The 25,960-nt window shown below is 64.3% G+C and carries 23 protein-coding genes and 1 pseudogene; 12 read left to right on the forward strand and 12 right to left on the reverse strand.

The genetic code is table 11. The features are described 5' to 3' along the window. Positions 1-1,713: Ig-like domain-containing protein (locus E8F06_RS00145; protein ID WP_280362992.1), on the forward strand; the 1,713-nt coding region annotated here is incomplete at its 5' end. Between the two features lie 52 nt (positions 1,714-1,765). Further along, complete coding sequence (locus tag E8F06_RS00150) at positions 1,766-3,262, forward strand: TolC family protein (RefSeq protein ID WP_280362994.1); 1,497 nt, start codon at positions 1,766-1,768, stop codon at positions 3,260-3,262. Positions 3,263-3,440: 178 nt separating this feature from the next. On the opposite strand, the pseudogene E8F06_RS00155 reads toward E8F06_RS00150, so the two are convergent. The 4 genes and pseudogenes from E8F06_RS00155 to E8F06_RS00170 all read right to left on the reverse strand — a co-directional run. Further along, a pseudogene (locus E8F06_RS00155) lies at positions 3,441-3,992 on the reverse strand (cytochrome c); the annotation flags it as partial. 10 nt (positions 3,993-4,002) lie between these two features. Beyond that, complete coding sequence (locus E8F06_RS00160; protein WP_280362996.1) at positions 4,003-4,896, reverse strand: copper resistance protein B; 894 nt, start codon at positions 4,894-4,896, stop codon at positions 4,003-4,005. Continuing rightward, positions 4,886-5,167, reverse strand: coding sequence for a hypothetical protein (locus E8F06_RS00165; protein ID WP_280362998.1), 282 nt, complete (start codon positions 5,165-5,167; stop codon positions 4,886-4,888). The genes E8F06_RS00160 and E8F06_RS00165 overlap by 11 nt, the downstream gene beginning before the upstream one ends. Positions 5,168-5,178: 11 nt before the next feature. After that, the gene (locus tag E8F06_RS00170) at positions 5,179-7,050 is read right to left on the reverse strand and encodes a copper resistance system multicopper oxidase (protein ID WP_280363000.1); all 1,872 of its coding nucleotides are present in this window, start codon (positions 7,048-7,050) and stop codon (positions 5,179-5,181) included. A 218-nt stretch (positions 7,051-7,268) separates the two neighbouring features. Between E8F06_RS00170 and E8F06_RS00175 the strand changes: the two genes are divergently transcribed. Further along, positions 7,269-8,783, forward strand: coding sequence for a DUF3300 domain-containing protein (locus tag E8F06_RS00175; protein WP_280363002.1), 1,515 nt, complete (start codon positions 7,269-7,271; stop codon positions 8,781-8,783). A 13-nt stretch (positions 8,784-8,796) separates the two neighbouring features. Next, on the forward strand, positions 8,797-9,693 hold the full coding sequence (locus tag E8F06_RS00180) for a DUF2950 domain-containing protein (protein ID WP_280363004.1): 897 nt from the start codon (positions 8,797-8,799) through the stop codon (positions 9,691-9,693). Positions 9,694-9,774: 81 nt separating this feature from the next. Here E8F06_RS00180 and E8F06_RS00185 read toward each other — a convergent pair whose 3' ends face one another. Next, positions 9,775-10,431 (reverse strand): hypothetical protein, encoded by a 657-nt coding sequence (locus E8F06_RS00185; protein ID WP_280363006.1) that lies wholly within the window; start codon positions 10,429-10,431, stop codon positions 9,775-9,777. 627 nt (positions 10,432-11,058) lie between these two features. Here E8F06_RS00185 and E8F06_RS00190 point away from each other — a divergent pair. Continuing rightward, positions 11,059-11,487, forward strand: coding sequence for a hypothetical protein (locus E8F06_RS00190; protein ID WP_280363008.1), 429 nt, complete (start codon positions 11,059-11,061; stop codon positions 11,485-11,487). Between the two features lie 207 nt (positions 11,488-11,694). On the opposite strand, the gene E8F06_RS00195 is transcribed toward E8F06_RS00190, so the two are convergent. Next, positions 11,695-11,982: a hypothetical protein gene (locus E8F06_RS00195; RefSeq protein WP_280363010.1), complete on the reverse strand. Its 288-nt coding sequence runs from the start codon at positions 11,980-11,982 to the stop codon at positions 11,695-11,697. A 565-nt stretch (positions 11,983-12,547) separates the two neighbouring features. Between E8F06_RS00195 and E8F06_RS00200 the strand changes: the two genes are divergently transcribed. Then, a complete protein-coding gene (locus E8F06_RS00200) occupies positions 12,548-12,919 on the forward strand; it encodes a hypothetical protein (protein ID WP_280363012.1) in 372 nt (123 codons plus the stop codon). 90 nt (positions 12,920-13,009) lie between these two features. On the opposite strand, the gene E8F06_RS00205 is transcribed toward E8F06_RS00200, so the two are convergent. The 4 genes from E8F06_RS00205 to E8F06_RS00220 form a co-directional block, all read right to left on the reverse strand. Then, the gene (locus tag E8F06_RS00205; RefSeq protein WP_280363014.1) at positions 13,010-13,222 is read right to left on the reverse strand and encodes a DUF4287 domain-containing protein; all 213 of its coding nucleotides are present in this window, start codon (positions 13,220-13,222) and stop codon (positions 13,010-13,012) included. A 154-nt stretch (positions 13,223-13,376) separates the two neighbouring features. Continuing rightward, entirely contained in the window at positions 13,377-13,703 is a 327-nt protein-coding gene (locus tag E8F06_RS00210) for a peptidylprolyl isomerase (protein ID WP_280363138.1), read from the reverse strand. A 314-nt stretch (positions 13,704-14,017) separates the two neighbouring features. Next, a complete protein-coding gene (locus tag E8F06_RS00215; protein ID WP_280363016.1) occupies positions 14,018-15,718 on the reverse strand; it encodes a methyl-accepting chemotaxis protein in 1,701 nt (566 codons plus the stop codon). A gap of 196 nt (positions 15,719-15,914) precedes the next feature. Next, positions 15,915-16,808: a LysR substrate-binding domain-containing protein gene (locus tag E8F06_RS00220; RefSeq protein ID WP_280363017.1), complete on the reverse strand. Its 894-nt coding sequence runs from the start codon at positions 16,806-16,808 to the stop codon at positions 15,915-15,917. A gap of 160 nt (positions 16,809-16,968) precedes the next feature. On the opposite strand from E8F06_RS00220, the gene E8F06_RS00225 reads away from it, so the two are divergent. The 6 genes from E8F06_RS00225 (at position 16,969) to E8F06_RS00250 (ending at position 23,632) form a co-directional block, all read left to right on the forward strand. Beyond that, positions 16,969-18,432 carry an aldehyde dehydrogenase family protein gene (locus E8F06_RS00225; protein WP_280363019.1) on the forward strand — a complete coding sequence of 488 codons (1,464 nt, stop codon included), beginning with the start codon at positions 16,969-16,971 and terminating at the stop codon, positions 18,430-18,432. A gap of 316 nt (positions 18,433-18,748) precedes the next feature. Beyond that, positions 18,749-19,852 carry an extracellular solute-binding protein gene (locus E8F06_RS00230; RefSeq protein ID WP_077526353.1) on the forward strand — a complete coding sequence of 368 codons (1,104 nt, stop codon included), beginning with the start codon at positions 18,749-18,751 and terminating at the stop codon, positions 19,850-19,852. 95 nt (positions 19,853-19,947) lie between these two features. Next, positions 19,948-20,856 (forward strand): ABC transporter permease, encoded by a 909-nt coding sequence (locus tag E8F06_RS00235; protein ID WP_280363021.1) that lies wholly within the window; start codon positions 19,948-19,950, stop codon positions 20,854-20,856. Then, on the forward strand, positions 20,853-21,698 hold the full coding sequence (locus E8F06_RS00240) for an ABC transporter permease (protein WP_280363022.1): 846 nt from the start codon (positions 20,853-20,855) through the stop codon (positions 21,696-21,698). The genes E8F06_RS00235 and E8F06_RS00240 overlap by 4 nt, the downstream gene beginning before the upstream one ends. A 13-nt stretch (positions 21,699-21,711) precedes the next feature. After that, positions 21,712-22,767 carry an ABC transporter ATP-binding protein gene (locus E8F06_RS00245; protein ID WP_280363024.1) on the forward strand — a complete coding sequence of 352 codons (1,056 nt, stop codon included), beginning with the start codon at positions 21,712-21,714 and terminating at the stop codon, positions 22,765-22,767. 82 nt (positions 22,768-22,849) lie between these two features. After that, the gene (locus tag E8F06_RS00250; protein ID WP_280363025.1) at positions 22,850-23,632 is read left to right on the forward strand and encodes an SDR family oxidoreductase; all 783 of its coding nucleotides are present in this window, start codon (positions 22,850-22,852) and stop codon (positions 23,630-23,632) included. A gap of 103 nt (positions 23,633-23,735) precedes the next feature. Here the strand turns inward: E8F06_RS00250 and E8F06_RS00255 are convergent, their stop codons facing one another. Beyond that, complete coding sequence (locus tag E8F06_RS00255) at positions 23,736-25,349, reverse strand: FMN-binding glutamate synthase family protein (protein WP_280363026.1); 1,614 nt, start codon at positions 25,347-25,349, stop codon at positions 23,736-23,738. Positions 25,350-25,611: 262 nt separating this feature from the next. Next, the gene (locus E8F06_RS00260; RefSeq protein WP_280363028.1) at positions 25,612-25,941 is read right to left on the reverse strand and encodes a phage infection protein; all 330 of its coding nucleotides are present in this window, start codon (positions 25,939-25,941) and stop codon (positions 25,612-25,614) included. Between the last annotated feature and the right edge of the window lie 19 nt (positions 25,942-25,960).

The raw sequence follows: 25,960 nt of genomic DNA on the forward strand, positions 1-25,960 counted from the left end.
GGCCTGACCACCGCCGACTTCACCGTGGCCAATGGCGTGCTGAGCAACCTCAGCAGCAGCGACGGCGGTATCACCTGGATCGCCACCCTGACGCCGACATCGGGTAATACCAGCACCGGCAACCTGATCACGCTGGACAACACCGGTGTGCAGGACGCGGCGGGCAACACCGGGGCGAACACCACCGTCTCCAACGCCTACGCCATTGACACCGCGCGCCCGACCGCCACCATCACGGTCACAGACAGCGCGCTGGCGGCGGGCGAGAGCAGCACGGTCACCATCACCTTCAGCGAAGCGGTCACCGGCCTGACCAGCGCCGACTTCACCGTGGCCAATGGTGTGCTGAGCGGCCTTAGCTCCAGCGACGGCGGTATCACCTGGACAGCGGTGCTGACACCGACCGCAGGCGCCACCTCCGCCGCCAACCTGATCACCCTGAACGGCAACGGTTATGCCGACGCAGCCGGCAATACCGGGGCGAGTACCGCGGTCTCCAACAACTACGCCATCGATACCCGGCACCCGACCGTGGCAAGCGTCAGCGTGCCGGTCGGCGTGCACTACAACGCCGGCGACACCCTGACCTTCGTGGTCAACGCCAGCGAAGCGGTGATCATCAACGGCACGCCGCGCCTGGCCATCGATATGGGCGGCACCACCGTGTTCGCCGATTACGTGGCGGGTTCCGGCAGCAATACGCTGGTGTTCCAGTACACGGTCCGCGCCGGCGACAACGATGCCAACGGCATCGCCGTCACTGGCCTGGTGGCCAATGGCGCGACCCTGCGCGATGCCATCGGCAATTCGATGAACCTGACGCTGAACGGCGTCGGCAACACCAGCGGTGTGATTGTGGACACCACGGCGCCTGGCGTCAGCGCCACCGTCACGCCGCTGCCAACACCCGGCAGCGTGCAGTACACCGTGACCTTCGATGAGAACGTCAACGGCGTCGACCTTGGCGACTTCTACATGGTCACCACTGGCAACGTTACCGGCACCCTCCAGTCGCTGGTGCGAGTGGATGCCCGTACCTACCTGGTCACGGTCAGCAACGTCGCCGGCAGTGGCACCCTGACTCTCGGCCTGAATGCCACGGGTACCTTCATCACCGATGTCGCGGGCAACCCGCTGGTTTCGGGCTTGTCCGGGCAGGCCTACAGCATTCCGCAGAGCGATGGCGATCCGGAGTTCCGTGCCAATCCGCCGGTCATCGTGCCGCCGGAGCCGACGGTACCGTTCGACCCGGTGCAGCCCAACGTGCCGCCGCCACCCTTCACCTCGCCGCTCATTCCGCCGCCGCTGTTCGAGCAGCCGACCCTGGGCAGCGGCATTCCGACCCTGGGCAATATCTTCATCAACCAGGGAGCCCTGGCGCCCAGCTTCATCGCCCAGGTCTTCGCCAGCAGCGATAGCTTCGGCGACGGTTCGGGCAGGGGCTTCCTCGGCTTTGGTGGCGGCGATGCCAATGTGTTCGGCAGCAGCAGCCTGTCGAGTTTCTTCGACAAGGACGTGCCGCAGGACTCCGAAGAAATGAAGCTGTTCGACGGCAAGCAATGGAAGGGCGGCTCCGGGGGGAGCGGCCAGGGCATCTTCGGAGCGCCCACGCTTGGCCAGCAGTTGCAGGACATGCAGGACAAGGAGCATCGCCAGGTCCGCGACCTGGCCATGGCACTGGGACAGATCCAGGCGGATCGCCCGCAGGTTTGAACAACAACGAATTAGAGATCTGTAAGTGCCGTGTCTAGGGGGCGGCCCAAGGATGAGCAAAGCAGCGAAGCTTTTCACCGTCAGCGTGCTGGCGCTAGCGGTCACCGGATGCGCGGTGACCAGCCAGCCTATCGACCGCAACGTCAGCGAACAGCGTGCCCGCCAGGATATGGCGACCATGTTCAAGGACCAGGAGCCTCTCAGCGGACCCCTGACCCTGCATGAGGCCATGGCCCGCGCCGTGAAGTACAACCTGGAGGCGCGCCTCAAGGTGATGGAAGAAGCCCTGGCCAAGCGCCAGGTAGACCTGGCCAGCTTCGACATGCTGCCGCGCATGGCCATGGAAGCGGGCTACGCCGGGCGCAACAACGTCAGCGCCTCCAGCAGCCAGAGCGTGCTGACCAACACCCAGTCCCTGGAACCGTCCACCTCCCAGGACCGCGACCGTGGCGTGGCGGACCTGACCATGGTGTGGAACGTGCTGGACTTCGGCGTCAGCTACGTCAGCGCCAAGCAGCAGGCCGACCAGCGCCTGATCGTCCAGGAGCGTCGCCGCAAGGTGGTCCACACCATCATCCAGGACGTGCGTTCGGCCTATTGGCGCGCCGTGGCCGCCGAGCGCCTGCTGAAGCAGATCGACAGCCTGATGGCCCGCGTCGACGAAGCCCGCAACAGCAGCCAGCGCATGAGCAGCGAACGCATCGGCGATCCGGTGCAGTCCCTGAGCTACCAGCGGGCACTGATCGAAGCCACCCGCCAGCTGGAAGAACAGCGCCGCGCGCTGTCCCTGGCCAAGACCGAACTGGCCGCGCTGGTGAACCTGCCGCTGAATACCGATTTCACCCTGGCCGCGGATGACAACTACCAGGTGCCCGAGCTCAAGGTGGACATCACCCGCCTGGAAGAAGAAGCCCTGGCCAGCCGCCCGGAACTGCGCGAGCAGGACTACCAGGCGCGCATCAGCGCTGCCGAAACGCGCAAGGCCATGCTGCGCCTGCTGCCGGGCCTGGAGTTCTCCGCTGGCGGCCACTACGACAGCAACTCCTTCCTGGTGAACCAGAGCTGGGCCGACTACGGCGTGAAGGTCACCTGGAACCTGTTCAACGCCATCTCCGCACCGGCCGCCATTGACGTCGCCAAGGCCGGCGAGTCGGTCGCCGCGGCTCGTCGCCAGGCCATGTCGATGGCCGTGCTGGCGCAGCTTTATGTGGCCAACGCCAACTACCACGAGGCCCAGCGCCAATTCCAGACCAGCCAGCAACTGGCCGAGCTGGACGGGCAGATCGCCGAGCAGCTGCGCAATCGCTACAAGACCCAGAGCATCGGCGAACTGGACCTGATCCAGGGTGAGCTGAATACCCTGCAGGCGCAGCTCAAGCGTGACCTGTCCTACGCCGAACTGCGCAATGCCTATGCCCAGCTGTTCGTCAGCGCCGGCGTCGACCCGCTGCCCGAATCCCTGCCGGACGACAAGCTGGCCACCATCGCCAGCGCGCTGCAGAGCAACGAGTCGCGCTGGGCGAGTGGGGATATCGGCGCCGCGAAGTAAGGCGTCAGTCGGTCGCCTGCACGCGTAGGGTGGGCTTCAGCCCACCAATATGGGATGTGGGCCATGGGAGCGAATTTTTTCGCGAATGAATTCGCCCCCATGGCCAACCTACGGAAATGCGGCATGGCACTCAGTGCCCGTGCCCCTCCCCATGCCCTTCATCCTCCGCCACTTCGGTGTCATGTCCGTGGGGAGCGCTTTCGCCACCGCCGTGCTGGTGACCGTCGCTGCTGGCCACCAGTTGGCGATAGCCGTCGGCGTCCAGTTTGGGTAGCTGCTGGAGGAACGCCACCATCCCCCAGATGTGTTCGTCGCCCATGCTCTTGCCCCAGGCGGCCATGCCGGTGGCTTTTATGCCGTGCTTGATCACCCAGAACGTGGCTGCCGGGTCGCCATTCACGCCTTGTCTGGCGAGGTTCGGCGGGGCGGGGTAGAGGGCCTGGCTGAGTTCGGTGGCTTCAACGCCGGGAGCCAGGTGGCAGCCCACGCACATGGCGTCGTAATTGCCGGCGCCGGCTCGGATCAGTTCGGCGCCGTCCAGCGGTGGTACCTGGATATCCTGCGAACGCACTTCGATGGAGCGGTCCCGCGCTGCCTTGAGGAAGGCATGCACGAGGGAATAGTGCGGGTCGTCTGCGGCGACGTTCACCACGCCGCTGTAGACCACGCCGCCCACGCCAGCGGCGACCACCAGGCCGGCGAGGGCCAGGGTTTTTATTGTTCTTTTCATGGTTGGGTTCTCAGAACCAGAGGCGGATACCGGCGACGAAACGGGCTTCGTCGTTGTCGTCGCCTTCTTCGCTCGCGAAGTCAGCGGTGTTGCCGTAATTGCGGTTCCAGGTCACGCCGATGTAAGGCGCGAACTCGCGGACGATCTCGTAGCGCAGGCGCAAGCCCACCTCGGTGTTGGCCAGGCCCGAGCCGACGCCGCGCTCGTGGTCGTTGCGGCCATAGAGGTTCACTTCGGCCGTGGGCTGCAGGATCAATTTGTTGGTCAGCAGGATGTCGTAGTCGCCTTCCAGGCGCAGCGCGCTCTGGCCGTTTTCGCCGAGGAAGGCGGTGGCTTCCGCCTCGAACGCGTACAGCGCCATGCCCTGCACACCGAAGGCGGCCCAGGTTTGCGGTGAGCCCGGCTTGAAGTCCTGGCGCACGCCGGCCACCAGGTCCCACCAGGGGCTGATCGCGCGCCCGTAGAGCGCCTGGACTTCCGCTTCCTCGGTCTTGCCGTTGGCGCGCTCGCCCTCGGAGCGGAACCAGAAGCGATTGATGTCACTGCCAACCCAGCCGGATGCGTCCCAGCTCAGCACGCTGGCGTCATCGGCGTCCTGGTACTCCAGCTGGTCCAGCAGGAAGAAGCTGTTGATGCCACCTGCGTGCATCGTGTGGGGTGGAAGCTCCGGGAAGGCGGCGGCGCGGTCGGCATCGGTGGGCACGGGGATGGGCGTGCGGCTGCCGTACCCGGCGGTTTGCGCCTTCTGGTTGTGGTCCATCTGGCTGTGATCCATGGTGCCGTGATTCATCTGTCCATGCCCCATGGCCTCGTGATCCATGGTTTCGGCTGCCTGCGCGCCACCAGCCGCGGCGAGGGCCGCGACCAGGGCTAGCAGGGCAGGGCGCTTGGGACTATCGATCATCGTTGCTTTCCGCCTTCGGCTTGGCGTCCTTGTGCATGGCGCCGTGATCCATCTTGCTGTGATCCATGTTCTGCATCTGGCTATGGTCCATGCCCTGCATCTGGCTGTGATCCATCTGCCCGTGGTTCATCTGGCCATGGTCCATTTTCCCGGCCTCGCCGGCCGGAGCTTTCTGGTGGCCGGCGTGGTCGTCCTGCCCGGCCCAGGCGGCGGGCGCCAGCAGGGTGAAGGCCAGTGCGGCGGCGGTGAGGGACTTCATCGATTTGTTCATGGGGATCTCCTTCATTCGACCACGCGGACTTCACGGAACATGCCCATGTCCATGTGGAACAGCAGGTGGCAGTGGTAGGCCCAGCGCCCAAGGGCGTCGGCCGTGACTCGGTAGCTGCGGCGGGTGCCGGGCGGCATGTCGATGGTGTGCTTGCGCACCAGGAAGTTGCCCGACTCGTCCTCCAGGTCGCTCCACAGGCCGTGGAGGTGGATGGGGTGGGTCATCATGGTGTCGTTGACCAGGGTGATGCGCAGGCGCTCGCCGTACTTCAGCAGCAGCGGTTCGGCATCGGCGAAGGGGATGCCGTCGAACGACCAGGAGAAGCGCTCCATGTGCCCGGTCAGGTGCAGCTCGATGGTGCGGGCCGGCTCGCGGCCGTCCGGGTCGGGGAAGGTGCTGCGCAGGTCGGAGTAGGTCAGTACGCGGCGGCCGTTCTTGCGCAGGCCGATGCCGGGGTCGGCCAGCTTCGGTGCGGGTGTCATGGTCTGCATGTCCACCAGCGGGTTGTTGGACTCCGATGCCGGATGGGACTGCATCTGGCCGCCCATCTGGGAGTGATCCATGCCCGCCATGCTGGAGTGGTCCATCCCAGCCATCTGGGAATGGTCCATGCCCGCCATCTTGGAGTGATCCATCCCGGCCATCTGGGAATGGTCCATGCCCGCCATCTTGGAGTGGTCCATCCCGGCCATCTGGGAATGATCCATACCTGCCATGTTGGAGTGGTCCATCCCCTTCATGTCGCCATGCCCCATGCTGCCGTGATCCATGCCCATGTCGGACATGCTGATCAGCGGACGTGGGTCCGGCTGCGGTACGGGGCCGCTCAGGCCCTCGCGCACGGCCAAGGTGCCGCGGGCGTATCCTGAGCGGTCCATGGACTGGGCGAAGACGGTGTACGCCTCCTCGCCAGCGGGCTCCACCAGCACGTCGTAGGTCTCGGCCACAGCGATGCGGAATTCATCGACGCTCACTGGTTCCACCGGCTGGCCGTCGGCGGCGATCACGGTCATTTTCAGGCCGGGGATTCGCACGTCGAAGTAGGTCATGGCCGAGCCGTTGATGAAGCGCAGGCGGATCTTCTCTCCCGGCTGGAACAACCCGGTCCAGTTGCCGTCCGGCGCCTGGCCGTTGAGCAGGTAGGTGTAGGTGGCGCCGCTTACGTCCGCGAGGTCGGTGGGGCTCATCTTCATTTCCGCCCACATCTTGCGGTCGGCCATTGCGGCGGCCCAGCCGTCCTTGCTGACGTCATCGATGAAGTCGCCGACGGTGCGCTTGTGCTGGTTGTAGTAGTCCGACTGCTTCTTCAGCTTGGCCACCACGCGGGCCGGGTCTTCGTCGGTCCAGTCGCTCAGCATCACCACGTAGTCGCGCTGGTACTGGTAGGGCTCCGGTTCCTTCGGATCGATCACGATGGGGCCGTACACGCCCACCTGCTCCTGCAGGCCGGAATGGCTGTGGTACCAGTAGGTGCCGTGCTGCTTCACCTGGAAGCGGTACTCGTACATGCCGTCCGGCGCGATGCCGGCGAAGCTGAAGCCCGGCACGCCATCCATGTTCGCCGGCAGGATCATGCCGTGCCAGTGAATGGAGGTGTCTTCGTCCAGGCGGTTGCGTACGCGCAGGGTCACGGTGTCGCCCTCGCGCCAGCGCAGCAGCGGGCCGGGGAGGGTGCCGTTGATGGTCTTGGCGATTCGCGCCTTGCCGGTGAGGTTCACCGGCGTCTCGCCAATGAACAGGTCGAACTCGGTGCCGCTGAGCACCGTTGGCTGGCCGGGGCTGGTCACCGCCCAGACGGGCGTTTTCCACAGCCCGAGACCACCGAGTATGCCGCCGGCGGCCAGGCCTTTGACGAAGGTCCGCCGCGAGGTTTTGCACTGCATGCCGTTTCAATCCAGTCAGTCGAAAGAGGCACCGCGCAAGCCGATGTCGCGCGGTTCGAGTGCAAAACTGCCACAACAAAAATCGGCACGTGATTACATTTCTGTCAGCTTGCCCAAGCCTGTTGCCGACCCTTGGGCTATCGTTTCCCAACGGCAGCGGTAGGGTGCAAACCCTTGCCTGGTTCAAGGACAACCACTTCCTTTGCGGGAGACGCACCATGCCCATCCGCAACCGATTCAGCGCACTGTTGTTGGCCCTGCTGGCCTCCGGCAGCGCTCCGCTCTATGCCGCCACGGACGCCGGTATTTCCGCCGCCGAAGGCGACACGCCAACCGCAGGTGTTTCCGCCGTTCCAGCGGAGGCCCCCGCGCCGGTTCCCCAGGCTGCGGCGCCGGCCGCCCAGCCCGCGGCCCAGCCCGCCGCTGCCCAGGCAGTGTTCAGTGTCGAAGAACTCGACCAGATGATGGCGCCCATCGCCCTCTACCCGGATTCCCTGCTGGCGCAGGTGCTGATGGCTACCACCTATCCGGGCAACGTGGCTGACGCGGTCGCCTGGTCCAAGGCCCACCCGGATGCCAAGGGTGATGACGCCGTGAAGCAGGTGGCCAACCAGCCCTGGGACCCCAGCGTCCAGTCGCTCGTGGCCTTTCCGCAGGTGCTTGCTACCCTCGGCCAGGACCCGGCCTGGGTGCAGCGCGTAGGGGATGCCTTCCTGGCCCAGCCCAATGACGTGATGGATTCGGTCCAGCGCCTGCGTCGCCAGGCCCAGGCCGCCGGCAACCTGCAATCCAACGAGCAGCAGACGGTAACCGTGCAGGCCGCTCCGCCACCCAGCTCCACCACCACCGTGGTACAGCCGGCCGCGAGCAACCAGACCATCGTCATCGAGCCTGCGAATCCGCAGGTGGTCTACGTACCGAGCTACAACCCGACCGTGGTCTATGGCACCTGGTCCTATCCGTCCTATCCACCCCCTTACTATCCACCGCCGCCCAGCTACGGCTATCCCATCGCCACCGGCCTGGCGGCGGGTCTGGCCTTCGGCGTCGGCGTCGGCATCGTCAACTCACTCTGGGGCGACTGTGACTGGGGCGGTGGCGATGTCGACATCGACGTCAACAAGTACAACAACATCAACTCCAACCGGCAGATCAATCGCAACCAGAACAAGTTCGTCCACAACCCTGCCAACCGTCAGGGCGTGCCCTACCGCGACAACGTCAACCGCCAGCAGAACGGCCTGCGCCTGAATGGCGGTGAGCAGCGCCAGGCCTTGCGTGGCTACGATGGCAATCGCACCGCGCAACGCCAGCGTGCCAGCCAGAGCATGCAGCAGCGCGGCATCCAGGCCCCGGCCGCTACAAATCAGCAGGCTCGCGAACGCGCCCAGGCCGCCACTCGCGACATGCGCAATGACCCGCAGGCGCGCCAACGTGCCGAAGGCGTACGGCAGCAGCGCCAGGCGGGCGATGCCAACCGCCAGCAGCGCCCGCGTGCGCAGAACAACCAGCAAGTGCGGCAGCAGGCACGGCAGCAAAATGCCTCTGCCCGGCAAGCGCCGCGAAATAACGCTTTTGCAGGAGCGCGACAGCCGTCGCAGACGCGCGCAGCGGCAAACCGGGGGCAGGCCAGCCGGGCTTCCGCTTCGCGTCCGCACCAGTCGGCCGCTGGCCGCCAGGTACAACGTCCAGCCCACACACCGTCTCGTGGCGGTGGTGGTCGTCGGCGCTGAAAGGAGACAGCACATGAATCGCGCATCCCGAATCATCGCCCTGGCAGTGCTGGTAACCGCCGCCCTGAGCGCTGGCGCCAACGAGCGCTTCAAGACCCCGGACGCCGCCGCAGAAGCCTTCGTCGTGGCCCTCGGCACGGAAAAGGCCGACGCCAACAAGCTGGCCGCGCTGCTCGGTGCCGACTGGCAGGAGTACATCCCGACCAAGGGAATCGAGCGCAAGGACGTGGACGCCTTCATCGCCTACTACAAGGAAAAGCACGTCATCCAGACCGCCACCAAGGGCCGCGCCCATATCGTCGTCGGCAACGACCCCTGGACCCTGCCCATCCCCATCGTCCAGGGCAAGGAAGGCTGGAGCTTCGACGCCAAGGCCGGAGGCGAAGAGATTCGCCAGCGCCGCATCGGCCGCAACGAGCTGGCTGCCATCCAGGCCGCCGAGGCCTATCACGACGCGCAGATGGACTACGCCGAAGTCGACCGCAATGGCGACGGCATACTCGAGTACGCGCAGAAGTTCATCAGCAGTGATGGCCAGCACGACGGCCTCTATTGGCCGGATGAGGATGGCACCGAGGAAAGCCCCCTCGGCCCGCTGTTCGGCGGCCAGACCAAGGGTGACGACTGGCACGGCTACCACTTCCGTATCCTCACCTCGCAGGGGCCATCAGCGCCGGGCGGCACCTACAACTACATGCTGGGCAAGGCCATGAGCCGGGGCTTCGCCCTCGTCGCCTGGCCCGCCCAATACGGGGATAGCGGGGTGATGAGCTTCATGATCAGCCATGAAGGCCAGATCTTTCAGAAGGACCTTGGCCCCAACAGCGAAAAGATCGCCAAGGCCATGAAGAGTTTCGACCCTGACAGCAGCTGGGATGAAATCCAGACGCAGAGCACGCCGGGGTCGTAATCGCGCAAACGAAAAAGCCGCAGGGTGCCATGGGCACCCTGCGGCTTTTGTATAAGGTCGGGCATCCTTGCCCGCCCACGCTTAGCAGGACGCGAGCGCAGGATTCAGGCGGACGGAAGCCTTGGCTTCGGCCCGGTTGGCGGCCCACTTCACCAGCAGGCTCATCGTTACGAAGCCGAGGCAGATGAGTACCGGGTAGGCAGCCATGATTTCGGTCAGGGAGTACTTCCAGCTCAGCGGACGGGCGATACCCAGCATCGCGCCATAGAACCAGGACACCCCGGAAACGACACCCGAGAACAGCGCGAGGCTACGGGCATTGATGTCCATCTTCAGCAGGCTGCCAGCCTTGTCCATCGCAGGCATTACCACGCTGTGCAGGACCCAGCCATTGAGGGTCAGAAGAGCGACCACCAGGATCTTGGACTGCAGTTTCGGGTTGAGGAAGTACATCGCACCTTTCTGCGAGTAATCCAGCGCCAGGATGCCGATACCGGTCACCCAGAGTGCCGCCAGAGCAATCAGCACGGTCTTCTTCAACATATGCAGGTGTTCCTTGTCGGCATCGGTCGAGTCGCGGCCCTGGAACAGCTGCTTGATCATGGCGACATCACTGGTCAGCACCAGTCCGATGGCCACACAGCAAGCGATGAGGTGGGCGTATACAACACCCATCCGGGTCAGCTCCATGGTTACCGGTTGCTGAAGCGCGGAAGCAACAAGATGAAAAAGCTCCATGGTTTACCTCTTTCTAACAATTTGAGCGGCTGTACTGATGCAACAGCGGCATTGGAATTATGGATTTGAGTGTTCGCCGATTAGTGCGAACTAAGACCCTGTTCGGGAGATGCGACATCCAGGTCAGACGTACATCCACCATTGGCCTTTTTTCGGGACGAAAAATCCCCTGCACATGAACTCATGCACTGTGGAGTCGTTCCGGATTTAGTTGGAAAACTCAGTCGCGCTATCAGTGGTGTTGATAGCAGCTCGCGTCCTGATCGCCGGGGCATAATAATCGCAACATCTGGATTTTGCTCAAAAAGTGATCAAAATGCCGACCGGCGGCAGTGTTGGTGATGGTTATAACGGCCTCACAAAAGTGATGAATCGCCTCTAAACCGGTGGTTTCCGAAAGCCATGAAGACCTTGTGGGCAATTCGGAATCTTGACGATCTGCAGGTGGCAAATCAGTCATGCAATGGCCTAAGTGCCATTGTTGTCGGTGGGTTTTGCTCGGGGCGGTTGAGCGAAGCGATGCCCTTCGACCAGGGGGCGAATGGCTATCCATATCTGCGGTTTTCCGCCGCATTGCTCCCTTCTCGGTGCACCGCCAACATCAGGTTTCGATTCTGGAGGCTCGCTATGGAAAGCAATGGTTGGTTGCTGTTGGCCGCTTCGGGCACGTTCCTCGCCGCTGCGCTGCACGTCGCTTGCATCTTTTTCGGTCCAGCCTGGTACGACGCCATGGGGGCTGGCGAACGGATCGTCCGCTGGTCGCGCGAGGGCCATTGGAAGCCAGCGCTGATCACCAGCGCGATCACCTTCATGCTCGTGATCTGGGCACTTTACGCACTGGCCGGCGCAGGCATGCTCCCCACCGTACCGGCCGCGCGCTTCGTATTGTCCGCGATCACCGCCATCCTGCTGTTGCGCGGGATGGCAGGCCTGGCCCTTGCCCGGTTCAGACCCGGCTACAATGGCGCCCGCTTCTGGATCGTCAGTTCGGCGGCCTGCCTGGTGCTCGGCGGTCTGTACCTGGTCGGTACCCTTCAGGCCTGGCCCCGACTGTAGGTGCACGCCGGCTCACATCAACGCCTCCCGGATGAAATCCGGGAAACCCCTCAAATTCCGTCCACCAATCGCGCGCGTGCTGTTTCGTAGGATGTGGTTGAGCGAAGCGATACCCATCAATTCGCCGCCGCCATCGCCTGTTGATGCATCCGCCACCTCCTGAACCTGCTCGCTGACGTCGGATAGAAGCGGAAAGTAGGGGGCGGCTCACGTCAACGTCTCCCTGTCGCACAGATTCATCGCCCGCTCATGCGCGGCCTCGTAGAGCGACCGCGCATCCCCCAGCAGCAAACCCACCGCAAAGGACAGCCGCGCCGCTTCGCGCTGCACGAAGTCCGAGCTCTCGGCCTGCTCCACGAGTTGCAGCAAATCGATCACGGCGGTCATGCGCTGCTGGGCCGTTTCAAATAGCTGGGCGGGGTCGGCGCTGGCGTTGAAAAACATCACATCGTTGTAGGGCTGGGAGGGTGAAGTGAAGGCCCTGAAGTCAGGCATGGCGCACCTCCGGGATGGAGGCGGAGAAGGGGGGAGGGTTGGAAGTGGCGCGGAGGGGCGCGGGGGTAAAAGGCGGGAAGTTGCTATCCATGGCAAGCACCTTGGTTGGGCTTTCTTTTCCTGCCAGCAACCTTCCTACGGGTTGGTGGCAGGGCCGTGCAAGGGTAGGAACCCCGACAACCAAGATCCGGGCAGGCCCCAGGAGGCCTCCTCACACGGCCCGCCATAGATGTGCAGGACAGCATCAACGCTGATCCAGCAGCCATGTCGCTACCGCGTCTTGGTTAGGTTCCGGGTTCCTACGCCCGGGTCACGGGATTGACCGTGACGGGCCGGACTCTAGCCAGCGCGCTTGTAGGCGCTCAAGGCTAAAGGCTCGTAGGAATCTTCTATGTAGGAATGCGGGTTTGGAGTACAGAAAGGGCTGTAGGAAAGGGCCTTCACCGTACGTCGCCCGGGCCCCTTCCGCCGACGTAAGGTGGCCGCAGAATCAAGGCGGAATTGGTCAAAAACTATACTGAGAGTGCGGGGGTGAAACTGGGGGGACCATTCAGGAGGGCTCGCCATGCGTATCCTCAAGCTCCTCATCCTCTTGCTGGCCTGCGCCACCAGCGGCCAGCTCCTCGCCCAGCAACCCTGGACCACTTCCAGCGGCTCCGGCGAAACCCTGCTTGCATGGAACGGCGGCGGCCATGGTGGCGGGCGACACAACGGTTATCGCCACGGCAATGGCTACAACCACCACAAGCACTTCAACCACCACCGTGGATACTACGGACCTCGCGTCATCTACGCTCCGCGCTACTACGGCTATGGCGGTTACTACGTGCCTCCGCAGCCGTATTACTACCCGCGCTATGGCAGCCCGCGGGTCGTGATTCAGTACTACGACCCGAGGCTGGGAATATTCATAGGGTCGGATCTGGGAGGGTATTGAACAACTACTCGAACGGCTGGCCGGTGCTCGCCGGCCAGCAGCGATGCGATGTTCCCGTAATGCACGGAAATGCCCTGGCTGGTTCCAGACCTACTTCACAGACGCCAGATAGTGCGCCACCAGCGCATTGGCATGACCATGACCCATGCCGTGCTCGGTCTTGAGCCAGGCCACCATCTCCATGTGCTTCTTGCCGCTGAGGGTTCCCAGCAGATTCAGCCAGTGGGTGATGGGTTGTCCGTATCTTTTCTCGATGGAGGGGAAGTACGAGGCGGGTCCCTTTACCTGGCCATCTTCAGGCATGGTGAAGCTCCTTTGGGGGGGTATAAGCCGCATTTACGTTAGCTCAGGTTGGAGCCTGGCGCTGGCAATTGGCAGGAGGGACTTCCGGTGTTCAACGGGCGGGGTAGAGCGGGAAAAAGCAGGCGCCGCCGGGCGGCGGCGCCTTGGGGAAGCATCAGTCCTGACGGCTGGTGACTTCCAGCAGGTGATAACCGAACTGGGTTTTCACCGGGCCTTGCACCACGTTCAGCGGGGCGCTGAAGACGACGGTGTCGAATTCCTTGACCATCTGGCCGCGGCCGAAGGAGCCGAGGTTGCCGCCGTCGCGGCTGGAGGGGCAGGTGGAATGCTGCTTGGCGATTTCGGCGAAGTCGGCGCCGGCTTCGATGGCGGCCTTCAGTTCGTTGCACTTGGCTTCGCTGGAAACCAGGATGTGGCGGGCGGTAGCGCGTGCCATGGTGGGGTACTCCTCTTTCGTTGAGGCGCCAGAGACTAGCGGAATTGACGGGTGAATCAAGGTGCTTGGTCGGGGTGGCGTAAAGCTCCGTGAGTCCCGGATCGGCCCAACTTGCGTCAGGCCGCCGGCCTTCGTTCATTCACGAATGAATTCGCTTCCCACTTCCTGGTGATGCGGGTGCAAAGGCGAGCCGCTTTTCGTAGGTTGGGTAGAGCGAAGCGAAACCCAACGCTTCACAGCTCGCCCTCTTTCGTTGGGCCTCGCTCCTCGGACCAACCTACGGGAGGCCTGCGGCCTCCATCGCGAATGATTTCGCTCCCACAAGGGATTTCCCCTGCCGGGTATTTCATATCTGCCTCTTACGCGCGGCCGACGCTGAAGTGGCTCACCTGGGCGTGCAGGCCTTCGGCGAGGCGGGCGACACCCTGGCTGGCGCTGCTCACCTGGTCGGAGCCGGCGGCGTTGCTGCTGGCCAGGTCGCGGATCAGTTCGATGCGCTGGCTGATGTCGTGGGCCACGGCGGCCTGTTCTTCGGCGGCGCTCGCAATTTGCACGGCCATGTCGCTGATCACCCGGTTGGCGTGGGTGATGCTTTCCAGCGCCTGACCGGCGTCGTCGGCCTGGCGCGAGCCGGCTTCGGCCTGGTTGCGGCTTTGTCCCATCGCGTCCACTGCTTGTTGGGCGCCCTGTTGCAGGCGCTGGATCATGCCCTGGATTTCCTGGGTGGAGTCCTGGGTGCGCTTGGCCAGGCTGCGGACTTCATCGGCCACCACGGCGAAGCCGCGGCCTTGTTCGCCGGCGCGGGCCGCTTCGATGGCGGCGTTGAGGGCGAGCAGGTTGGTCTGGTCGGCGATGCCGCGAATCACGTCGAGGATGCCGCCGATGCTGGCGGTATCGGCGGCCAGGGCCTGGACCACTTCGGCGGCCTCGCCGATGTCGCCGGACAGCCTCTGGATGGTGTCGACCATCTCCTCCACCACCTGGCGGCCATTGCTGGCGGAACGGTCGGCCTGCTGCGCGGCTTCAGCGGTCTGCGCCGAGTGGCGCGCCACTTCCTGCACGGTGGCGGCCATTTCGGTGATGGCGGTGGCCACTTCGACGGTGTGCAGTTCCTGCTGCCGGATATTTTCCAGGGTGGTGCGGGTGGTGTTGGTGAGCTGCTCGGCAGAGACGCTGAGCTGGCTGCTGGAGTGCGCCACGTTGCTGACGATCTCGCGCAGCTTGGCCACCATCTGCCCGAAGGAGTGGGACAACACGCCGAACTCGCCGGAGCTGCGGGCGTCGAGGCGGGTGTCGAGGTCACCGTCGGCCACCCGGCGGGCTTCGCCGGAAAGGCGCATCAGGGCGCCACTGACCCTGCGGCGAATGGTGAAGATGCCGATCACGGCAATGACGATCAGCAGCAGGACCATCACGCTGACGGCGGTCATGTAGGCCCTGCCGGCGGTGTGCAGCTCGTCGACTTCGCTTTGGGTGCGCTGGTCGAGCATGACGAAGAAGTCTTCCACCGGGTGCATGATGCGCGCCTTTTCCGCGTGGTATTTGGGGCTGTGCACCTGCTCAGTGGCGAGCGCGAGGTTGCCGCCACGGACGGCCTCGAAGGCCTTCGTCTCGATACCGGCCAGTTCATTGGAGGCTTTTTCCGCTTCGATCAGTTTGTCCAGCTCGGCCTGGCTGAAGCCCTGGCGGCGCATCAGTTCCTGCAGAGGCACGGCCGGTTCGGTGCCGCGCTCGGTGCCCTGGCCGGCGGCGAGGAAATCGAGGTACGGGAGCTGATACTCCGCAGGCCGGGGTTGCTGGCCGTTGCGGATCGCGAGCACCTGCTCGTAAAGGCGTGCGTAACGCTCGTCGCCGGTGACGGCAAAGGTACGGGCCATGCGGGTGAGGTCATCGGAGCTTTGTCGCAGTTCATCGGCCAGCAGGTAGGACTGGTAACGGTTCTCCTGGCGTTCGCCAAGGCTTCGCTGGTTATTGATGAGCAGCACCACCAGCAGGCAGAGGATGGAGGTGCAGATGATGATGGCGCTGAAGATCAGCGAGAACAGTCGTTGAATGGACATCGGGCTCTCCGGCAGGACCGGGCCGGTCTCGCAGGCGGGCGCTTGGGCGGGAGGTGGGTGGCGATCCTTCGCTCAGTCGATTCGCGGTGCGGGGGGAGGCGGCAATCCGTGCGCTTGTTTCGGGACGCACCGGATCGGTGCGACGGAAATAATTGACCACTTGGGCAGAGATGGCAAACGGCCATGGCGCATAGAGTTATGCCCGGGCGGTTTTGGAATGTGCCTCGGCAATGAGCCAGTCGCTGAGTTCGCGCAGTTGCGGACTTGGGGCAGGGCGTTCGGGGTAGACCAGGAAGTAGGCGCCGCCGGTGGGAACCTTGAGGTCGAAGGGTGCAACCAGGCGGCCGGTCGCGAGGTCTTCGCCGATCAGCGCCCAGTCGCCCAGGGCTACGCCATTGCCTTGGGCGGCGACGGAGAGGGCCAGATCGAGGGTGTCGAAGTGATGCCCGCTGCCGAGCTTGTCGAGGGTGGCTCCGGCGGCCCGGAGCCAGGTTTTCCAGTCTTCGTCATCGCGGGTCGGGTGAAGCAGGGTGTGCCTGGCCAGGTCGGCAGTGCTGGTCAGTGGCACCGGACCATCCATCAGTTGCTGGGAGCACACGGGAGTGAGCTGTTCATCGAACAGGTGGTGGGCGACCTGCGCGGTGCCGGGCTGGGTGCCGTAGATCACCGCAGCGTCGAACTCTTCACGGCGAAAATCCACGCCGTATTGCACGGTGGTGGTCAACTCCACCGGCACGTCCGGGCGTTCAGCCTGCCATTGCATCAGGCGCGGCAGGAGCCAGCGCATCACGCAGGTGGGGGCCTTGAGTTGCAGCGCTTCGCGCTTCGCGCCGACCTGTTCGACGGCCTCATCGATCAGGTTGAAGACCTGCTGGATGCGCGGCAGCAGTTCACGCCCCTGGGGGGTGAGGCTGAGCCCCCGTGCCTGGCGCTGGAACAGTGGGTAGCCCAGGTGGCTTTCGAGCCCTGAAATCTGCCGGCTTACAGCACCCTGCGTGAGGTGCAGCAGTTCGGCGGCGCGGGTGAAATTGCAGCACTGGGCCGTGATCAGGAAGGTATGCAGGGCGGGCAGGGGAGGCAGGCGTTTCATTGTATGAGCCATGACGTTAGGGCATGGCTAGTATGACGATTTTTGCCTTGTCAGGCATACCGCTCGACGGCTCAATAGGCGCTAGTTGTGGCCCTCCAGCCGGTTTTTGTTCCTTGCGCAGGGAGTGGCCGCCATCAGTCTCTCTCATGGAGCCCATACAATGTCGAATACCCTCCCGACCTTCCCCGAGACCCTGGCCGGCGTTTATATCAACGGCCAATGGCTTCCCGGTGGCACCGTGCTGGATGTGGTGAACCCGTCTACCGAGGAGCACCTGGCGAGCATCGGCACCGGTGATGCCAATGACGTCGACCAGGCCGTGCAGGCTGCCAGCCAGGCGCTCCCGGCCTGGGCACGCAGCAGCGGTGCCGAGCGTGGCGCGGTGCTGCGCCGCATTGCCGAAGGCGTACGCCAGCGTCGTGAAACCCTGGTCCAGCTGCAGTCGCTGAACAACGGCAAGCCGCTGTTCGAAGCGGCCATCGACGTCGATGACGTGATCGGCACCTTCGAGTACTACGCCAGCCTGGCCGAAGGCCTGGACGCCCAGCAGGACCGTCCGGTTGAATTGCCGACCGAAGACTTCGCCGCTCGCCTGCGCCGAGAACCCATTGGTGTGGTGGGCCTGATCGTGCCGTGGAACTTCCCCATGGTGACCACCGCCTGGAAACTCGCCCCGGCGCTGGCAGCTGGTTGCGCCGTAGTGCTCAAGCCTTCTGAAGTGACGCCGCTGCCGGAGCTGGAGCTGGCGCGCATCATCGCCGAGGCCGGCCTGCCGGCAGGCGTGCTCAACATCGTGTGTGGCACCGGCCTGGCGGTGGGTGCACCGCTGTCCTCCCATCCCCAGGTGGCCAAGGTGTCCTTCACCGGCAGCAACGCGGTTGGCGTGCAGGTAATGCAGCGCGCGGCCGAAACCGTGAAGGGCATCAGCCTGGAGCTAGGTGGCAAGTCGTCGCTGCTGGTGCTGGAAGACGCGGACCTGGAGTTGGCCGTCGAACTGGCCTGCGGTGGCGCCTTCTTCAACGCCGGGCAGATGTGCTCGGCCACTAGCCGCGTGCTGGTGGCAGAACCCCTGGCGGCCGACTTCCTCGCCCTCGTGCAGGCTCGCGCTGAAGCGATCCAGGTGGGTGAGCCCTTCAGCGCGGGGGTGGAGATGGGCGCCCTGGTGAATCAGGCCCAGTACCAGCGCGTGCGCGGCCACATTGAGCGCGGCATCGCTGCCGGTGCGCGCCTGGTGTGTGGCGGTGGGCGTCCGGCTGAGCTGGAACGCGGTTTCTTCCTCAAGCCCACCGTGTTCGCCGATGTACCCAGGGACAGCGCCTTGTGGAACGAGGAAATCTTCGGGCCGGTGCTCTGCGTGCGCAGCTTCTCCACCGAGGTAGAGGCTATCGCCCTGGCCAACGACACCCAGTTCGGCCTGGTGGCCAGCGTGGTGAGCCGTAACCTCGATGCCGCCGAGCGCGTGGCCAATGCCCTGCAGGCCGGCATGGTGTGGATCAACTCGCCGCAGGTGATCTTCCCGCAGACCGCCTGGGGTGGTTACAAGCAGAGCAGCATCGGCCGCGAACTCGGTCCGTGGGGCCTCTCCTCCTTCCAGGAAATCAAGCACGTGGTAAGGGCTGTCTGACGGCTCAACAGAAGCTGGTGGGGGATGCCTCACCTGTGGGGGCGATTTCAATCGCCAAGCAGGCCGTAGGCGTACCTGACGGAGCATCGTGGGGCCCTGCGCGGCCCTTCGCGAATGAATTCGCCCCCACAAACAACTGCATCAAGCCCAACAGAGCCGCCTTCGGGCGGCTTTGTCATGTTTGGGTCCCAGCCATGCATTAAGGACATGGCTCCGATGACGAATTTTCGATTGTTGCGTCCCCTGGCGCACCGCAGGATGACCGCGCCGGCCACTTCGCTGCCGTAGCTCCATACAAAAACAATAGGAGTCCTCAATGGGCGAGCATGATCTGAGCAGAAGAAATTTCATCAAGACGGTAGGTGTCGCTTCGGTGGCCGCTGCCACCCTGTCGATGCCCTTCATCCGGGCCAGTGCCAGCGATACCCGTTTCCAGGGCAAGACCTTGCGTCTGCTGACCTGGTCGGACGACACCGGTCTCGCGGCTCTGCGCAATATCGCGGCTACCTTCGAGGCCAAGACGGGTGCCAAGGTGATCGCCGACCGCACCGGCAGCACCTCGGAAATGGTCGCCAAGCTGAAGGCCGGTGGTGATCGCCCGCAGTACGACATCATCACCCTCGCCGGGGTGGGCGCCGAAGGCCTGGCCAGCGCCGGGCTGCTGGAGAAACCCGACCTCAATCGCATTCCCAACCTCAAGGACGTGCCTGCCCAGTACCAGACCGGCGCTAACGGTCATGGCATCGGCTACCTGCTGTGGTGCAACAGCCTGGTGTACAACACGCGCACCGTGAAAGACGTACCGGACAGCTACGCCGCGCTGTGGGACCCGGCCTACGAAGGCCGCCTGTTCCTGCCGCCGCCGAACTGGACCGAAGCCATGGACCTGATCATCATCGCGGCCAAGCTGGCCGGTGGTGATGTGCATAACATCGAGCCGGGCTTCAAGAAGCTGGAAGAGCTGAAGGACCGCGTGATGACCCTGGGCGAAAACCCCAACCAGATCGCCGAGCTGTTCCGCACCAACTCGCTGGATATGGGCGGTCTCTACGCTCCGGCGTTCTTCCCCAAGCAGATCCGCGATCCTGCCTACAGCCTGGGCGCCACCTTCGGCATGAAGGAAGGCTTCTACACCGACCTGATGCTCTCGGTAATGCCCAAGCACCGTCCGGGCGATACCGATCTGGCCTACGCCTTCCTCGACCATTCGCTGGACCCGCTGGTGCAGGGCAAGATGGCCGAAGACATCTTCAACGGTCCGGTCAACTCCAAGGCGATCATCTCCGCCGAGGCGCGCAAAAGCCCCTTCATCCTCACGCCGGAGCAGATCGCAGAGAAGGCGATCATGCACGACAACGCCTTCCTCGCTACGGTCCATGACCAGTGGATTCGCCGCTACACGGAAATCTTCTCTTCCTGATGCAGCCACGGCACCTGCCGTGAGTCGCGCCGGGCGGCTGGCCTTCGGCTGCCCGCTCCGGCGCGTGGTTTCCCTGTTCTGACGAGACGAGCGATATGGAACACATTGATCTGACCGATCCGGTCGGCGCGGCACCCCTGCGCCCGCCAAAGGCGGTTTCTCCTACTGTGCGGGCCTGGCTCTTCCTTACCCCTTCGATGCTGTTCCTGGCCGTGCTGGTGGCCGCCAGCCTGTTGGTGCTGCGCATGAGCATCGGCGAGAAGGGGGCGGAGTGGAGCGGGTTCAGTCTGGCCAGCTATGCCCAACTGGCCGAGCCCTACTACCTGAAGTCGCTGTTGCTGACCTTGCGCCTGGCGCTGTTCAGCGCGCTGATCGCGGTGGTCCTGGCGATTCCGGTGGGCTACTGCATGTCACGCCTGCAGTCGCCGTTCCTGCGCCGGATATTCCTGGCCGCGGTGCTCCTGCCGTTGCTGGTGAACCTGTTGCTGCAAAGCTACGGCTGGCTGGTGATTCTCGGTCCGGCGGGCATGCTCAACCAGGGCCTGATGGGGCTGGGGCTGATCGACCGGCCGATGATGCTGCTCTACAACCAGACCGGCGTGCTGATGGGCCTGGTGCAGACGGCCTTCCCCCTGGCGGTGCTGCCGATCGCCAGCGCCATGCGCGGCGTGTCGCGCACCTACGAAGAGGCCGCCGCGACCCTGGGCGCCAGCCGCGTGCGGGTGTTCTGTCAGGTCGTACTGCCGATGAGCCTGCCGGGCATCTTCACCGGCGCCACCCTGGTGTTCGCCTACAACGCCAGCAGCTTCGTGGTGCCGCTGCTGCTCGGCGGGCGGCGCGTGCCGATGCTGGCGGTGATGGTGCATGACCAGATCGCCCCGCTGATGAACTGGCCCGCGGCCTCCGCCGCCGGCGTGGTGCTGATAGTCACCACCCTGGCGATCATGACTTTCTCCGAATACGTCACTGGCCGTCGCCGCCGCATGCTGGAGGCTTCGCAATGAGCAATCCTTTCCGTTCCCACGCGGCGCTACCGGGGGAAACCGGCCGCTTCGCGATGATCCTTTCCGGCGTGATCCTGTTTCTGGCGGTGTTGCCGATCCTGACGATGATCGTGATGTCCTTCAGCGGCGCGTCGAACCTCGATTTCCCTCCGTCGAGCTACAGCCTGCAATGGTACGAGGCGGCCTGGCGCACCTTCGTCTCGCCTGACGCCAGCGATGTGCTGAGCCTGGGACAGGCGCTGACCACCAGCCTGCTGGTGTCCTGCCTGACCATGGTGCTGGCCACCCTGGTCGCGGTGCCGGCGTCGTACGCGCTGACCCGCTGCGAATTCCGTGGCAAGGCCGTGGCGCTGCAGCTGATGTCGCTGCCCCTGGTGTTCCCCATGGTGGTGCTGGGGCTGGCGTTGTTACTGGTGTTCGACAGCCTGCCGTTCCACATGGATACCTCGCGGCTGGTGATCGCCCACGTGATCCTCGCGCTGCCCTTTGTGGTGAAGAACTGCACGGCCGCCATGGTTTCCATCGGCACCGAAGTGGAGGAGGCCGCGCAGATGCTCGGCGCGTCGCCGCTACGGGCAATTCGCGACGTTGTCGTGCCGCTGATGCGCTCGGGCATCCTGGCCGGGATGCTGCTGGCCTTCATCGTGTCGTTCAACGAGTTCACCGTTACTTACTTCCTCTACAACATCGATGTGATGACCGTGCCGATCTGGATGTACAGCCGCACCGTGTCGTCCCTCGATCCCACCGTATTTTCCTTTGCCGTGCTGATCGTGCTGATCGACTTCGTCCTGATCTGGGCGCTGGAGAAGCTGGTTGGCGATGGCGGCGTGTCTTTCTGAATCGAGGTGAAGCATGTCTGGACTGATTCTGCAAAAAGTTGAAAAGCGCTACGGCTCCATCTGTGCCGTGACGGACGTAAACCTGCACCTGCCTGAGGGCAAGCTGGTGTGTTTCCTCGGCCCATCGGGTTGCGGCAAGACCACGCTGCTGCGGATGATCGCCGGCCTCGAAAGCCTGAGCTCCGGGCAGATCCTCCTGGATGGCAAGAACATCGGCTACACGCCGGCGCACCAGCGCAACTTCGGCATGGTGTTCCAGTCGCTGGCGCTGTTCCCGCACATGACGGTGGGCGAGAACATTGCCTACCCGTTGCGCCTGCGCAACGTGCCCAAGGCCGAGCAGCAGGCGCGGGTGGCCGAGCTGCTGCAGATGATCCAGCTGCAGGAAATGGTGGACCGGCCGGTGTCGCGGCTTTCCGGTGGGCAGCGCCAACGCGTGGCCATTGCCCGCGCCATCGCCTCGCACCCCAAGCTGCTGCTGCTGGATGAACCCCTGTCGGCGCTGGACGCCAAGTTGCGCGAGTCGATGCAGATCGAGATCCGCCAGCTACAGCAGCGCCTGAACATCACCACCATCATGGTTACCCACGACCAGCGTGAAGCCATGACCATGGCCGACATCGTGGTCGTGCTCGGCGAGCACCGGGTGCAGCAGGTGGGCACGCCGATCGAGATCTACCGCAACCCGGCCAACGAGTTCGTCGCCGATTTCATCGGCACCGGCAACATTTTCCCGGCCACTGCTCTGGGCAGCGGGCGCGTGGGTTTGCCTGGCGGCGCAGCGTTCCAGGCGCCGATCTGCAACAGCATCCAAGCCGGCGCGCCGATCAAGCTGCTGGTGCGCCCGGAAGACTTGCAGCTGTCCGCGCCTCACGCCGGCGGGGCCAACAGCGTGCCGGGTACGGTGACCTTCGTGCGGGATATCGGCGCCACCATCGAGACCACGGTGGAGTGCTCCGGTGTTTCTCTCACCGCGCTGACCACGCCTTGTCAGGACATTGGCCTGGCCATCGGCAATCCGGTGGCGGTGACCATTCCGGAGCATGCCTGCCGGGTGCTCTCGGCATGAGTCATGACGTGTTGTTTGGCCATTGGCCTCGATCAGCGTCAGGCGCACACTGGCGGGTGAACCTGGAAATGGAGTGCTGATCATGGACCTTCAACTACAAAACCGCAGTGCCCTGGTGTGCGGCGGCAGCTCCGGGTTGGGTTTCGGCGTGGCCGAGGCCCTGGCCAGGGAGGGCGTACGGGTCTGCCTGCTGGCGCGCAACCTGTCGAAGCTGGAGCTGGCGGTGGAACGCATCCGCAAGGAGGGCGGTGACGCCCAGGCAGTCGCGGTGGACCTGAACGATCTGGGGGCTGTGGATATGGCCATCGAGCAAGTCGTGGCGGCCATCGGGGCGCCGGACATCCTCGTGGCCAACAACGGCGGGCCGCCGCCCATCAATGCCGTGGATTTCGACCCGCAACTCTGGCACCGTCAGCTGGACGCCATGCTGCTGAGCTCCATGGCCCTGGTGAATGCCTTCCTGCCGAGCATGCGTCAGCGGCGCTTTGGCCGAATCCTGATGATTTCGTCCACCAGCGTGGTGGAGCCCATTCCCGGCCTGGTGCTCTCCAGCGCGCTACGCGCGGCTCTGGCCAACTGGGCCAAGACGCTCTCAGCCGAAGTGGCCGCCGATGGTGTGACGGTGAATACGCTGATGCCCGGCTCCTTCTGGACCGAGCGCACCGAATCCCTGACGTTGCGCGCCGCCGAACGCAGCGGCACGCCGGTGGCGAGCCTGATGGCCAAGGAGCAGGCGGCGATTCCGGTGGGACGCTATGGCGCGACCGAGGAGTTCGGAGCGGTGGCGGCTTTCCTTGCCAGCCCGCTTGCCAGCTATGTCACGGGGGCGCTGATTCCGGTGGATGGTGGCGTTCTGAAGGGTTGATGGGGCAGGTCTTCGGCCTGCTTGGCGAATGAATTCGCCCCCACAAGAGCGTTCCTGTGGGGGCGATTTCAATCGCGATGGGCCGCGACGCGGCCCTACTCATTCACCACGCGCAGGACGGCTCGAAACTGTCGGCCCGCGCCATCGCCCACATGCGTTCGTAGAAGTCCGCCTCGATCTTGTCCTTGAGCAGGTCCCCCGGCTTGAGAAAGACGTGGATCTGCGAGAACAGGCGAATCTCCTTGTCCGAAACGCGCCGCACCAGGTGGCGGGGTTCGAGTTGGTTGGGGTGATCCAGGCCGGCAGCGGCGAGCATTTCGGCCAGGGCTTTCAGCGTATTGCGGTGGAACATCTGCACCCGTTGGGCCTTGTCCGGTACCACTAGTGCGCGCTGGCGCAGCTTGTCCTGGGTGGCGACGCCGGTGGGGCATTTGTTCGTGTGGCACGACTGCGACTGGATGCAGCCAATGGCGAACATGAAGCCCCGCGCCGAGTTGGCCCAGTCGGCACCGATGGCCAGTACGCTGGCAATGTCGAAGGCGCTGATGATCTTGCCGCTGGCGCCGAGCTTGATCTTGTCCCGCAGGTTCAACCCCACCAGGGTGTTGTGCACGAACAGCAGCCCCTCGCGTAGCGGCACGCCGATGTGGTCGGTGAACTCCAGCGGGGCTGCGCCGGTTCCGCCTTCCTTGCCGTCGATCACGATGAAGTCGGGAAGGATGCCGGTTTCCAGCATGGCCTTGGCGATGCCCATGAACTCCCACGGGTGGCCCAGGCAGAACTTGAAGCCCACCGGCTTGCCGCCGGACAGCTCTCGCAGTTTCGCGATGAACTGCATCATCTCGATGGGCGTGGAGAAGGCACTGTGGCGGGAGGGTGAAATGCAGTCCTCGCCCATGGGCACGCCTCGGGTGAGGGAGATTTCCTCGGTGACCTTGTGCTTGGGCAGGATGCCGCCGTGACCGGGCTTGGCGCCCTGGGACAGCTTGATTTCGATCATCCGCACCTGGGGACTGCGCGCCTGGGTGGCGAAGCGTTCCGGGTCGAACTGGCCGTCGCTGGTGCGGCAACCGAAGTAGCCGCTGCCCAGTTCCCAGACCAGGTCGCCACCGTTTTCGCGGTGGTAGGGGCTGATGCTGCCTTCGCCGGTGTCGTGATAGAAGTTGCCGAGCTTGGCGCCACGGTTCAACGCGCGAATGGCGTTGGCGCTAAGGGAGCCGAAGCTCATGGCCGAGATGTTGAAGACTGAGGCTGAATAAGGCTGGGTGCACTGCGGCCCGCCTACTACCACGCGGAAGGCGGTCGAGTCGCTGAGTGGCGCCGGGCGCATGGAATGGCCGATGAATTCGTAGCCGGACTTGTACACGTCGATCAGGGTGCCGAAGGGTTTGTCGCCCCCTTCGTTCTTGGCCCGTGCATAGACCAGCGAGCGCTGGGCGCGGGAGAAGGGCAGGCGGTCGTCGTCGGCTTCCAGCAGGTACTGGCGGATTTCCGGGCGGATGCCTTCGACCAGGTAGCGGATGTTGCCGAGGATGGGGTAGTTGCGCCGCACGGCGTGGCGCGACTGCATCAGATCGAACACCCCCAGCACGCTGAGCGCGAGACCTAGCAGGGTGAGCGGCCAGACCCAGTCGTGGTCGGTGAAGGGCAGGCTGAAGAGGGTGAACAGCACGCAGAAGGCGAAGAAGGCGTAACGGCTCAGCAGTGAAAGGCTCATGCGGACTCCTTGTTTGCAGGTACCGGCACAGAGTAGTGCGAATGCGCGGGAATTGCCTTGCCGGGGCTCAAGATCGGGATTCCTGGGCGCTTCCTGTAGGTTGGTCTGAGGAACGAAGCCCAACACAGCAAGGCTGGACTACGCATCGTTGGGCCTCGCTGCGCTCGGACCAACCTACGGTTTGCAGTCGTGAATGAACGCGTTCCCTTAAACAAAAAAGCCCGGAATTTGCCGGGCTTCGAGCTTTTGTAGCGGAGTGCGATCAGCTTACGCGCTGGGCTTGCACCAGACGGTCGGCACCACCTTCGGCGATGCGGCTGGCGCCGGTGCGGTCGGAACCGCCTTCGGCGATGCGGTTGGCGCCGGTGCGGTCGGACCCACCTTCAGCGATGCGGTTGGCGCCGGTGCGGTCGGAACCACCTTCGGCGATGCGGTTGGCGCCGGTGCGGTCGGAACCACCTTCTGCAACGCGATCCAGCACCATGTAGCCTTCAGCGACAACCGGCTCGATGGTCTGGGAGGAGGACGGCAGAGCGAAAACAAAGCTGCTCAGGGTAGCGATGAACAGTGCGGCGATGGCTTGAGTTTTCATGATCTGGGCTCCTCGAAGG

It is taken from the genome of Pseudomonas sp. BN411, from assembly GCF_029871235.1.
Taxonomy (GTDB): Bacteria; Pseudomonadota; Gammaproteobacteria; order Pseudomonadales; family Pseudomonadaceae; genus Metapseudomonas.